This window comes from Natronococcus occultus SP4, from assembly GCF_000328685.1.
Classification (GTDB): domain Archaea; phylum Halobacteriota; class Halobacteria; order Halobacteriales; family Natrialbaceae; genus Natronococcus; species Natronococcus occultus.
The window spans coordinates 1,218,416-1,230,964 of the sequence record NC_019974.1; the positions used below are offsets into that span (position 1 = coordinate 1,218,416).

A 12,549-nucleotide genomic window follows, 5' to 3' on the forward strand; every position below is an offset into this window, starting at 1 on the left:
AGAAAGTCACCTCTGATAGTGAGAGATATGGTATCCATTTGGCTGAGCGGCTGCGGAAACGACTACCTTACCAGACTGGGTCCTGCAGGTATCAGAGCACCTCCGCCAGTGGACTTCCAACGGGCTCGCCGTCGCCTCGAAGCCGCAGGCCGTTGCGGCGGTCTTTATGGTCGGTACCGGATGTCCGATACTGGAGGACCTCAAGCGCGCGATCACGTTTCCGCTCGAGTTCGTCGACAACCTCCGTCGGGATGTCGCCGGCGCTTTCGAGGAGTGTTTCGAGCTGGTGCTTGCGGTCGAGTGCCGCGTTCGCGGAGATCGGGTCGGGTTCGTAGCCGGCGACGGCGTCAGCGACGTCCTCGTGAGTGCGCCGCATTAGCTCTCACGCCCCCGAAACGACAGCCGTCCCGGTGACTGACGGTGCTTCGACCGATCGACTCGAGCGCCTCACGACCACAGTCGCGGCACTTGTGGTATCGCTCTCCGGTTGGCTCTCCATACTTGTCGAACTCTGGGAACGGACCGTCCCACGGATCGGCCTCGCCGTCCTCGAGAATCTCGGCGTCAGTAGCAGCCTTGCGAACGGTGAGTCCGCCGTCGATCGCGGCCACACGCTCGCTCGAGGTGTCCTCGGTCTCGTCAGTATCGACGGTCCCGACATGCTCACCAAGGTCCGGGTCGACATCGATTCCGGCGTCGGTCGGGATCGGACGAATGCCCTTGGTGATATTGGAGGAAGGCGACAGTTCGGTCTGATTTGGACGCTGTCTTGTCGTTCTGGACCGGTTCCCCGATCGCAAATCCGTGCCCGACGACAAGGAACGGGACCTTCTGCTCGCTTCCTAGTAATCTGCGCTCTTGAGACGTGACGATCCCGTCTTCGAGTTGACGGTGCTAAGTCTATGATATCTGTAGTGCTTCTTCGATTAGTTCGATGCTCTCGACTGTACTGGTGATCGCTGGGACAGCTGGTTTGATCTCACCACCGGTGTAGAAGGCGAGATAGTTAGATGGTTTGAACGAGTGACTCAGCTGGCAGAAGTACAGACCGTCGGTAGTGCATTCGGTCCAGACTTTGCGAGCGGCAACGACGAGGACGCGATCGTCGCGATCACTCACGAGATCTTCCTCGTAGAGGAAGCGAACGAGTTCTCGAAGGAGGAATGCCTCTCGTTCGGTGGGGATCTCGAGCGATTGTTCGGCGCTGCCGTGGTCTCGTGCTAAGATCGATTCAGCGGCATCGACGAATTTGTCGAAGTTCGTCTAGACGAGGCGGTCGTCGACCGGCTCCGATCGCTCATCGAGCGGTTCCCGGAATCTGAACTCGAATTCGATCTGCGCGCGCTCGCGGATGTGATGATCGGCATCTCAGAGTCGGCCGATCCGTAGGCGCCGGTGAACCGCCATATCGAACACATGGAGACCGCGGATCGGTTCCGAACGCTGCTCCCGGCGGTAGATCTCCCGGCGATGACAGTCGCTCGCGACTGTGTCGTCGAGGCGGACAGCCAGCACGAGATCGTCGTGAGAAAGCGCCTCGCGCGGACGGTCTTGGACCGCCGGGGCTACCGCAAACTGGTCGAGGAGATGCTCGCGTCGGGCAACTGTGAGCTGTCCGTCTCTGAGCGAGAGATCTCCCCCGAGGCGGTTCACGAGAATAAGTCTGTGATGAGTCGAGAAACCAAATGTACGGCGTGTCGACCGGTTCTCGGTGAGATGCGGCTGGAGTGGTTTGAGGGCCGACCCAGCAGTTAGCTGTGCTTGGTTTGTAGAATACTATATTTAATATAGCACTCATTCCACCGGGTTGATTTCACACACAGTGCATAGTACCCCTCCCCTCACAGCAACTAGCCACTCACAATTTTCGTTTGAGGACCTGTGCTAGCTGCTCCTCGATTTCAGTGGCCTGCAGGATCTTGATCTCGCTCTCGGCTTGCTCCTCGAGCGAGGCTGTCTCTCTTTTGAGATCCTGCACAACGAGTAGGCCGTTCCAACCCGAGCCGAAGTACCCCTCTGTATCGCGTCCAAAGACGTACTCCTTGTTGAGACGCAAGAAGGCGAGATACTCGAGCGTCTCCTTGATCCCGCGCCGAATCGTGTCCTCGTTGGCGCTGTTTTTGAAGCTGACTAGTAGTATAGGTTATTCACTGGATAGAGACTCCCAATTAGATACCATGGAAGCTCGTTGCTGCCATGGTTTTTCCAGAGCAGCTGTTATTTCAGTATATGTCTCATAGAGAGCATCATATTGATGTGTATGACCGGAATTAGGGCGATAGATCTTGTCTATTCCAATCATTTCGCTAGCTGCAATTTCAATATTTTCATAGAACCCATTAGCAGTCGCAGCTAATATTGCAGCTCCCTTTGCACCCATTTCTATTCCTGCTGGTATGATAACTTCTGTATTAAGACAATCTGCGAATGTTTCACACAGCAGGGTTGATCGTGCCCCACCACCACATAACCTTATTTGATTTGTCTTATCGGGTAGCTTTTCAGAACAATCCCGTAGTGATAGTGAGAGACCTTCATAGACAGCTCTTAGAAGATGAGAGCGATCATGAGATGGATTCAGACCAGTAAACCCAGCTCTTGCATTTGGGTCAACGAACGGTGCTTTCTCACCGGCAGTACTTAGATACGGATGATAGATTACCCCTTCGGACCCAATAGGTGCGGAGCGAGCGAGTGATTCGACGGTTTCGAAGGATTCACCTCCTGCGATTGTTTTACGTACCCAATCGAGATTTGGCGTACCAGTCATTGCTCCCATTGCCCGAAGGCCCATTCCATTAATACCAAGTGCGAGTGTATATCCAACTGGTGGAGGACTTTTGTTCGGGGATTGGAGAATGTTCTGTATCTGAAGGGTCGTTCCGGCAACTACAGAACAATCTCCTGGTGTGAGTGCGCCACTTCCGAAGGCTGAAGCAGCAACATCAACGACACCGGTGACCACTGGTGTCCCCTCTGGAAGTTCTGTCTTCGCTGCTGCACTGGGTGTTACTTTTCCTGCGATCGCAGTCGGTGATTTGATCGATGGTAAAAGGTCTTCAAGAGATGGTAGAGTGATACCTTTCGGTAGTTTGGAAACAAACTCCTCAGTAACCGGATCATAGTTAATAAGTGATAATTCGGTTGGTTCACTTGCTAGCTCACCGGTCAGATTATATCGGATCCAGTCTTTGCATCCCAGTAAGGTATTAGCTGTTTTGAGCGTCTCCGGTTCATTATTTTCAATCCACTTTAATATCGGAAGAGCCAATCCAGAGAAGACACCGTAGCCAAATCGCTCAAATAAGTCATCATATATGTTATTCTTCCTCCAGTTATTGACTATATCTGACGCTCTTCCGTCGTTCCAAATGATTGCGTTTCGAACTGGACTTCCTTCCTCGTCGACAAGCCAACATCCCCCTCCCTGTCCAGTCACAGCAACTGCGGCGATTTTACTACTTTCTGGAATTGACCTAACTGTTTCTTTGATCGTTTCAGTTGTATGTGCCCATAACAAATCCATATCTTGCTCGGCCCAATCTGGATTTGGTTTTGTAACGGGATTCTCTCGAGAGCTATGGACAAGTTCTGTCCCATCAGTTTCGAAAGCTGCTGTTTTGATAGCGGTTGTGCCAGCATCGATACCTATTAAAATATCACTCATTTCTGGATGCACGAAAAATCTCGAGGGTTCTTATTTAGCTCTGCTGACCGTAATCCGCGAATCGCTCGGTGAGAGTTTTGATCTCTGTATCCGCGAGAATCTTCGGCTCACCGACACTGCGGGCTTGATAGTGGATACGGGCACAGTATTCAGTCATCAACGCTATCTCATATGCTTCTTCGACCGACTCACCAATAGTGATTACACCATGGTTCCCAAGTAGACAAGCGCCATATTCGTCTCCGAGAGCTTCAACAGCCAGCTCACCAAGAGCCTCAGTTGCTGGCGTTTCGTAAGCGGTCACAGGTACTTGATCGCCAGCGAATGCGATTAGGTAGTGCGATGCTTCGATTGGTTCTTGGAGGCTAGCAAATGTGCTCGCATACGGAGAGTGAGTGTGAACAACTCCGCCTACGTCCTCACGTGCACGATAAATTGCAGTATGCATCGGTGATTCGCTCGAGGCCGGTAGCTTGCCTGCAACTTGCTCACCCTGAAGATCGACCAGGGGTACTGTTTCGGGTGTGATTTCTTCGTAAGGTACACCCGAGGGATTTATCGCGACCTCCTCACCGTTTCGCGAACTAACGTTTCCACCTGTTCCTTTCGTTAAACCATCTTCGAGCATTTGTCGTCCAAGCTCGCTGACGGCTGCTCGTTCGGCTTGGAGAGCGTCGCCAACTGGAACTTCAGTAGCTTCGTCTTGGCTATCGGTGTGTTCTCCATAGTGCTCAAATATCTCGATCAATTCGGTTACAGCCTCGTTAGATAGGATCTCTGGCTCACCTACTGAGATCGCTTGATAGTGTATTTGCGCACAATATTCGACCATCATCGCGACCTCGTAGGCCTCATCAACGGTCTCACCGACTGCAAGTACACCGTGATTTTCGAGCAGACAGGCATTGTATTCTTCGCCAAGTGTTTCTAGGGCCGCTGTGGCTAACTCGGCAGTTCCATATGTTTCGTAAGGAGCTACCGGTACCTCATCACCGATAAACGCGATAAGATAGTGCGAAGCCGGAATTGGTTCGCCCATGCTTGCAAATGTACTCGCATAAGGTGAATGAGTATGAACTACTCCACCGACATCTGGCCGTTCACGGATCACGTCAGTATGCATCCGGAACTCACTCGAGGGCTTGGATTCACCCGCAATATGATCCCCTTCAAGATCAACAACAGGGACATCTTCAGGCTCAATCTCGTCGTAAGGCACTCCAGATGGACTAATTGCGACGTGATTTCCGTTGCGCACACTGATGTTTCCGCCAGTTCCCAGTGTGAGTCCGTCTTTGAGCATTCGCTGTCCAAATTCACTGATCTTCGTTCGCTCCGTATCGAGTTTCGCTTCTGGTGTCATGAGTTGTGGATTATGGTCGCGTTCTTGTGTTATGGTTTGACGGTACAGTCTTCCAGTCAATATTGGATTTTCTTACATCTTTGGAGCTGTTACACCAAAATCATGAAATGCATCTGGACCGGTTCCTTTTGATTTGAGGGTTTGGCCGTTTGAGTCGAATAAGTGAAGGTCAGATGGATCAAACGTGACTATCACCTCCTCTCCTGGAGAAGGATGGAAGGTAGGATCAGCACGAGCGACCCAGTTTTCGTCCCCTAACCGAATCGTGAGGAAATTGTCACTGCCCATTGGTTCGACGACGTCAACAATCGCACGGATCGTGTGACCAGTGTCTATGTCACGTTCGTCAGTAACCTGTAGATCTTCTGGCCGGATACCTACCGTAACCGATGTCTCTGGGTCGAGGTCTGTCCGTTCAACGATTAACTCATTGAGTTCGTAAGTCAACTGATCTCCACCTTTAGCAGTATCGAGTAGCTTTGGGGATTCCGTGTTCGTTACTGTCGCCTCTATGAAGTTCATCCGTGGCGAACCGATGAACCCTGCAACAAACTGGTTTGCTGGGTGATCGTAAACTTCGTTTGGTGATCCGACCTGCTGGAGATTACCATGATTCATCACAGCGATACGATCCGCCATTGTCATTGCCTCTGCCTGGTCGTGTGTGACATAGATCGACGTCACGTCCAGATCACGTTGGAGTCGAGTGATTTCTGTCCGCATATGAGTTCGGAGTTTTGCGTCAAGATTCGACAATGGTTCGTCGAACAGAAATACTGCCGGCTCACGAACAATTGAGCGCCCGAGAGCAACTCTTTGTTGCTGGCCACCGGATAGCTCAGCTGGAGTATCTTCAAGCAACTCTTCAATGTCCATCATTTCAGCGACTTCTTCGACTCGTTCTGCGATTTCGGATTTCGAGAGATCGCTTGAATACTTTAGCCCGAAACCGATATTCTCTCGGACGGTCATATGCGGATACAGCGCATAGTTTTGGAATACCATTGCAATGTCTCGATCTTTCGGCGCATCATCGTTGACGATACGTCCGCCGATCGAGATGGTACCCTCGCTTATATCTTCGAGACCTCCAACCATCCGCAACGTTGTTGACTTCCCACAGCCGGACGGTCCTACGAGCACGAGGAACTCCCCATCTTCGATCTCAAGATTCAGATCCTCGACGGCTACGATACGCTCACCTCTTGGATCATACACTTTTGTGACGTCCTCAAGTGTAACTTGAGCCATTAGTCATCACCTCTCAATTCCGGTAGTTGAAGTACCGAATCGTCGGCAATGTGCTTTGGTTCCTCACCTTCGAAAATGGCCTCAATATCGTCGACTATCATTGTTGAGTGCCGGTTGATCACTTCCTCTGCTGCGCCAGCGAGGTGTGGCGTCGTAACGACATTTTCCAATTCGAGTAGCACGTGATCTTCTGGAAGAGGTTCCTCATCGTAGACGTCGAGTGCAGCACCTCGAAGATTGTCAGACTTAAGTTGCTGGATCAGTGCATCCTGATCGATGATAGCACCTCGGGCTGTATTGATGAAGAAGGCAGTTTCCTTCATCAGAGCGAACTCGTCGGACCCGATCAGTCCGCGGGTTGCATCCGTCACTGGGACGTGAACAGTAACAAAATCAGACTGTTCACAGAGCTCATCGAGATCGACCTTGGTAACGTCATCAGGCATCTCCTCTTGCGGGATGAATGGATCCATTGCGAGGATGTCGACGCCGAATCCTCGTACACGTTTTCCCACTTCTCGACCAATATCACCGAATCCGACGATACCGACTGTCTTGCCCTCGAGTTCGGGGCCCTTTAGCTCGGCGTACGGTGATCCCTTCGCGACCCCCCAAGTAACGTCTTCCCGTTCACCGCCAGAAGCTGAATCGGTGACTGGCTCCCCTGTATAGGTGCCAGTATGGAGGAGATGATGTCCATGGGAAATATGACGCGCAACATCGATCATGAGTCCAATGGTGAAGTCAGCTACGCTGACAGCGTTGCGTCCTGGGGCATAGAGAACTGGTATGTTACGCTCGGAGGCAGCTGAGATATCCACGTTGGCGTCTGGACCACCACGTGGGCACGCGATAAGCTCCAGTTGTTCTGCAGCATCGAGGACTTTTTCCGAGACTCCCTCGAATCCGACGATTAACACGTCTACGTCCTCTATTGCCTCTATTAGTTCTGACTCGGAAAGTCGTTCGTCACGCTCGGCAATGGGCTGATAGTCGACCTCCAGACCGAGGTCCTCTTTGAGTCGCCGTCTGTTCTCCTTATCTACGTTCGCGGTTACGAGTGCTTTCATGAGTGGTAATCTGTAGTATTGTTTGTCTGATCGGTGCTCTCAACGCATCCAGGGATTGTTGGACAGGATCCTTGCAGACTGGTTATCACTCCTTGACCGCCCCCATTGTCATTCCTTCGACCAAGTAATCTCTGATCAGAAGGCTGATGATAATCACCGGGAGTACGGTTACGGTACCCGCTGCACCAAGCATTCCCCAATTGATTGATGTGTAACCGAGTGCGTTCTGAATCTCGAGAGGTGCAGTACGTACTCCTCCATCCAGTAGTACTAATGCAAGCTGGAAGTCATTCCACGAGAAGATCAGCCCGATGAACGCCGCTGCAGCGACACCCGGCATAATGAGCGGTAGCACTACTGCACGGAATGCCTCGATTCGGTTACATCCGTCAACCATTGCTGATTCTTCGAGTGATTCCGGTACTTCATCGATGAATCCCTTGATTATCCAGATCATCAGTGGTAATGTCAACAGGAAATGGACGATAATCAGTCCAAGTCGTCCTCCTGTAAGCCCAATTCTCGTATAGAACACATATAAAGGTACGAGAAGGGCTAGCGGAGGAATCATCCGGGTTGAGAGAATATAGAAGCTGAAGTGGTGCGCTGCTGGGACATCGAGCCTTGAGAGACTGTACGCTGCTGGGACAGCTAGTAGCAAGCTCACTGAGACAACGGTTACCGAAACAATAGCGCTGTTCAGCAGGTAGCTATGGAATTCACCATCAAGGAACAAGTCTTGGTAGTGCGCGAATGTGATTTCGACAGGAACCAGTTCCACCTCGACGATCGAATCGTGGGTCTTGAATCCCGTTATAACCATCCAGTAGATCGGGAATAGCATCCAGATACTAACGATGAGCCCGATCATGTACTTGACTGCTAGTTTGGCTACCGCAACCGGGTCAGCCGTCAACCGTTCGAACGCACCGGCTAACCGTCCACTTTGGATACTCATTGGATGTCCACCACCTTGAATAGGCTCATTGTCACCGCAATTGTGATGACCAGCAGGATGATTCCGACTGTTGCTGCTGCTCCGCCATCGAGATTAACGAACGCAAGGCGGTAGACGAACACGTTGAGGATCTCAGTAGCAGTACCAGGACCTCCTTCAGTTACTAACCAGATGTAATCGAAGGTCCGGAAACTCTCCATCAGTCGGAAGACGGCAGCGATTGCAACGAAGTATTTGATCTGTGGTAGAGTGATATGCCAGAAGATAGCCCACGAAGGTGCACCGTCAACGCGGGCCGCTTCGTAGAGTTGCTGGGGTACTGAGAGCAATCCTGCGAAGACGATCAACACAACGAGGGGCGTCCATTGCCAGGTGTCGATCATCAGAATCGTGAACATCGCCATACCACTACTCGATGTCCAAGCAGGAGCGGAGAACCCGAGTGACTCAATCATCACGTTGAGAATTCCGACCTGCCCGTCGAGCATCATCCTCCAGACTAACCCGGTTGCAACCGGTGTCATAACCATTGGAATGATGAAAATCGTCCGGACGATCGGACGCCAGGTCTCAGTCAGGGACTTCAGATAGACTGCAAGCGCAATGCCAAGTACTAGTTGGAACGTTACGCCACCACCCGTGAAGATCACCGTACGCCAGAGTGAATTTTGGAATCGGTCACTGCTTAGGATCTCTACGTACTGGCTCACCCCAACCCAATTATGATCGGGAGCTGCGAACGGCCAGTCGTGCGCACTCATCCAGATGCCCTGCAGAAACGGATACAGGGTCAAGAACGCGAGCAAAGCAACGGATGGGAGTAGAAAGACCCACTTTAGCAGATCCTTGCTGATGTCGAGTCGGTTTAGCAGTGGCTCCCGACTGGACGTCTCGGATTTAGCTGCTTTTTGCTCGTGGCTCATTTGACTGGACTTATGTGAAACTGTATGTCACTCAATGTACTCCTCTGGGATATCTTGGGCATACTCGGTTATTTCGGAGGCAGCTGATGATAGCGCCTCTTCTGGACTACTCTCTCCAGTAACAGCGGAGTTCATCGCAAGGGCAGCCTCGGACATGATATCCATGTTCTGTGGTGTATCAAGCGGTACTGCTGGCGGATTGGATGGGACCATATCTAATCCCTGAGTATGGGCTTCGACCCAAGAGTCCTTGATTCCGTGTTCCTCCCACTCGTCTTGATCGAACACGTATCCTTCACGCGCCCAGCCGTAACTCTCTGCACCTTCCCATGCCCTGATCGATGACAGTAGATTTGCTTCTCGACTGATCGAGAACTGAATGAACAACCAAGCAGCCTCAGGATTCCTACTGTATTCACTGATCCCGAGAGACCAAGTCCATGGTGCAGCGATCTGTTCGCCGTCTGGGCCAGGAAGTGGGGGGATCCATTCCGTCCGTTCAAGTTGTTCGTCGTCCCAGACACCAATCGCACTTGGTGTATGGAGAGCCATCGCAACATCGCCCTCGCCCATAGCTAGGTTCGAGCGATACCAGTCGAAGTTGCCGATATCATCCGGTCCGTAGCTCATCAACTCCGAAAAGACCTCAAGTGATTCAACCCCTTCTTCGGAATCAAGACGGGCTTCTCTCTCTTCGTAGTCAATCCACTCGGCACCGTAGGACCGAAACATGGTCGCCCAGTTCGCTGTGGAGAGCGGATCAGTACTTGCTCGTGATGCAATTCCCATCCGATCGGTCTCGTCGGATTCATCGATCGTTCGGGCCGCTTCTACTAATTCTTCGTAGGTCTCTGGTGGATCGATTCCGAGTTCATCGAACGTTGGTTCGTCGTAGGCAATGGCACCATAAGCCTCCACGCCGAACGGCATACCGACCAGAGCCTCTTCTTCTCCGTATGTTAGTGAATCGATGATCCCATCAGAGAAATCATCCATCGCGAACCATTCTTGGTCGGTCAGTTCGGGGTCCTCAAGATATTCGTTGAGGTCTTTCACCCACTCTCCATGGTAGTAATCCGCACTGGGCCAGAGACCAGTGAAGAAACCATCGAAGTTTCCACTTTGGTTCTCGAGGTCAAGAACGACACGCTGCCAGAGTTCATCTTCGGGAAAAGTCTGGAACTCAAGATCCATCCCAGTGAGTTCCTCGAAGTGCGGGATGAAGTTCTCCATCAGATCAGTGAAGGCATGTTCGTTCATCCCGAAGACAAGCGTCTCTCCCTCAAATTGCTGCCAATCGATGTCGGCTTCTTCTGCATGGGAGACAAGACGATCCCCCCATTCATCAATTGAATCTTGATCGTCTTCATCACCAGCATCGTCGGCAATGCAACCTGCCAAGCCGATGGTCGTTGATGCGCCAACTGCTTTTAGCATATTCCGTCGGTTCATATTTCTTCCATTTTCTCTGGACATTCTACCACCTTTGGTCGGTACAGGATGACATACTATCAGCTACTGGCAGTAGCTGTCATATGCTCCCTGTGAGCGTCCACCATCCTCTTTCGTATCTATCTATAATAATTCTTCGGTAGGTAGATCGCGATATACTGACATTCTTTAAACATAGGTAACTTTTATAAAGGATTGTTTGCAATGTCATGGCATGGAAGAGGTACTCATAGGTGTTGATGCCGGAACGACGAATATCAAATCAATTGCCATGGATCCAAGTGGCAGCCAACTCTATGTCGCGTCTCGCGAGAACCCAGTACAGACACCGGCTGAAAGATGGATCGAACAAGATATGGAGACAACCTGGCGCCTGACTGCGGAGACCATCCGAGAAGTGGTTGAGCAAATACCTGACTCACGACCGATTTTGGGTGTTGGAATCACTGCTCAGGGTGATGGGTGTTGGTTGATCGATGAGAACGGCGAGCCAGCTCGAGACGCTATTCTTTGGTCAGATGGTCGTTCATCAGAGATCATCGAAGAATGGATCGAATCGGGCACAGCTGCGTCCGTTACTGATATCTGTGGTAGTGATCTCTTTCCGGGATCGACTCTCTCGATCCTAGCTTGGCTTGCTGAACAAGAACCGAACGTCCTAGACCGGGCTGACACTATTTTCTATTGCAAGGATTGGCTTAAGTACAGGCTCACAGGAACGCGAACAAGCGACCCAAGCGATATGTCGATGCCGTTCCTCGATATCGAAAGCGGAACTTACGCAAAAGATGTCTTTGAGATGGGCGGGGTTGGTGATCTAGAAGCCTTACTTCCGCGGATCGCAAACCCAAGTGAAATTGTTGGTACGGTCACAGAGCCAGCAGCTAAGACGACGGGGTTACCAACCGGAACACCCGTCGTCTCGGGTGCACTCGATATTGTCGCCTGTGCTTATGGTAGCGGAGCAGTAGAACCAGGGGATAGTTCCTCAGTTGTCGGTACCACCTCTTTGAACCAGACGATACTTGAGGACCCGCCTCTTGATACGGACGGAACTGGCTTCTCGTTCGCTCTTGGAAATGGACAGTACTCACGGGCTTTAGCGAGTATGGCCGGAACACCCAATCTGGACTGGGCCTTTGAGGAGTTTACTGATAACGAAAAATATCAAGACGTCATTCCACGGTTAGAAGAGATCCCGATTGGATCTGAAGGAGTTTGCTACCATCCTTATCTCAGCGTATCCGGAGAACGAAGTCCATTTCTCAAGACAAACGCTAGGGCAAGTTTCCTTGGACTTTCTCCTGATCACACGAACGATCATCTTCTCCGTGCAGTCTATGAGGGAGTTACGCTCGCGATGCGTGATTGTTATGAGCATATGCCGGGGGATCCTGACCGGATTCTAATGAGTGGTGGTGGTGCTCGGTCTGATTTCTGGTGTCAACTCTTTGCCGACTGTCTTGACACCCAAATCGCGGTTCCTAAGGGTGATGAGTACGGCGCAAAAGGGGCTGCACTGCTCGCTGGTGTAGGAAGCGACATCTACGAAGATCTTGAATCAGCTGTTCGGAAAACAACGAAAATTGAACGCACCTATGAGCCAGTCCCCGAAAACACCCAGCAATACAATATCTGGTATGACCACTTTCGATCCAGCTATGAGTCGCTCTTCGATGTCTGGGATGATCGCAGTCGCTCGATGACGGAACTTGAGCGTTGTCGGTGACCACCTTCTCCATCCATAAGTGATATATTGGGTAGCTGTAGACGGAGAAATTGTTGGAAGATCCACTAGAAGACGGACTAACATACTAAGTTATTCCCATTGACCACGAGATAGAACAACACACAAGTCTCTCGGG

Annotated in this window: 10 protein-coding genes and 1 pseudogene; 2 read left to right on the top strand and 9 right to left on the bottom strand. The window is 51.3% G+C overall.

Annotated elements, in window-relative coordinates; all coding sequences use genetic code 11:
• Positions 1 to 91: 91 nt before the first annotated feature.
• Positions 92 to 376 (bottom strand): hypothetical protein, encoded by a 285-nt coding sequence (locus NATOC_RS05985; RefSeq protein WP_015320538.1) that lies wholly within the window; start codon positions 374 to 376, stop codon positions 92 to 94.
• A gap of 1,040 nt (positions 377 to 1,416) precedes the next feature.
• Between NATOC_RS05985 and NATOC_RS06000 the strand changes: the two genes are divergently transcribed.
• Positions 1,417 to 1,755: a transcriptional regulator FilR1 domain-containing protein gene (locus NATOC_RS06000; RefSeq protein WP_015320540.1), complete on the top strand. Its 339-nt coding sequence runs from the start codon at positions 1,417 to 1,419 to the stop codon at positions 1,753 to 1,755.
• Positions 1,756 to 1,858: 103 nt separating this feature from the next.
• Here the strand turns inward: NATOC_RS06000 and NATOC_RS06005 are convergent.
• From NATOC_RS06005 to NATOC_RS06035, 8 genes and pseudogenes are all read right to left on the bottom strand, one after another.
• Positions 1,859 to 2,137, bottom strand: a pseudogene (locus NATOC_RS06005) (hypothetical protein); the annotation flags it as partial.
• 6 nt (positions 2,138 to 2,143) lie between these two features.
• Complete coding sequence (locus NATOC_RS20995) at positions 2,144 to 3,679, bottom strand: FGGY-family carbohydrate kinase (protein ID WP_157224592.1); 1,536 nt, start codon at positions 3,677 to 3,679, stop codon at positions 2,144 to 2,146.
• Positions 3,680 to 3,701: 22 nt separating this feature from the next.
• The gene (locus NATOC_RS22780; RefSeq protein ID WP_015320542.1) at positions 3,702 to 5,030 is read right to left on the bottom strand and encodes a class II aldolase/adducin family protein; all 1,329 of its coding nucleotides are present in this window, start codon (positions 5,028 to 5,030) and stop codon (positions 3,702 to 3,704) included.
• A gap of 72 nt (positions 5,031 to 5,102) precedes the next feature.
• The gene (locus tag NATOC_RS21005) at positions 5,103 to 6,281 is read right to left on the bottom strand and encodes an ABC transporter ATP-binding protein (RefSeq protein WP_015320543.1); all 1,179 of its coding nucleotides are present in this window, start codon (positions 6,279 to 6,281) and stop codon (positions 5,103 to 5,105) included.
• Positions 6,281 to 7,351: a 2-hydroxyacid dehydrogenase gene (locus NATOC_RS06020; RefSeq protein ID WP_015320544.1), complete on the bottom strand. Its 1,071-nt coding sequence runs from the start codon at positions 7,349 to 7,351 to the stop codon at positions 6,281 to 6,283. The genes NATOC_RS21005 and NATOC_RS06020 overlap by 1 nt, the downstream gene beginning before the upstream one ends.
• Positions 7,352 to 7,436: 85 nt before the next feature.
• On the bottom strand, positions 7,437 to 8,309 hold the full coding sequence (locus tag NATOC_RS06025; RefSeq protein ID WP_015320545.1) for a carbohydrate ABC transporter permease: 873 nt from the start codon (positions 8,307 to 8,309) through the stop codon (positions 7,437 to 7,439).
• Positions 8,306 to 9,232 (bottom strand): carbohydrate ABC transporter permease, encoded by a 927-nt coding sequence (locus NATOC_RS06030; protein ID WP_015320546.1) that lies wholly within the window; start codon positions 9,230 to 9,232, stop codon positions 8,306 to 8,308. Before NATOC_RS06030 ends, NATOC_RS06025 begins: the two co-directional genes overlap by 4 nt.
• 27 nt (positions 9,233 to 9,259) lie before the next feature.
• Entirely contained in the window at positions 9,260 to 10,684 is a 1,425-nt protein-coding gene (locus NATOC_RS06035; RefSeq protein WP_169330924.1) for an ABC transporter substrate-binding protein, read from the bottom strand.
• Positions 10,685 to 10,898: 214 nt separating this feature from the next.
• Here NATOC_RS06035 and NATOC_RS21010 point away from each other — a divergent pair, with 214 nt between their 5' ends.
• On the top strand, positions 10,899 to 12,413 hold the full coding sequence (locus NATOC_RS21010; protein ID WP_015320548.1) for an FGGY-family carbohydrate kinase: 1,515 nt from the start codon (positions 10,899 to 10,901) through the stop codon (positions 12,411 to 12,413).
• Positions 12,414 to 12,549: the final 136 nt, after the last annotated feature.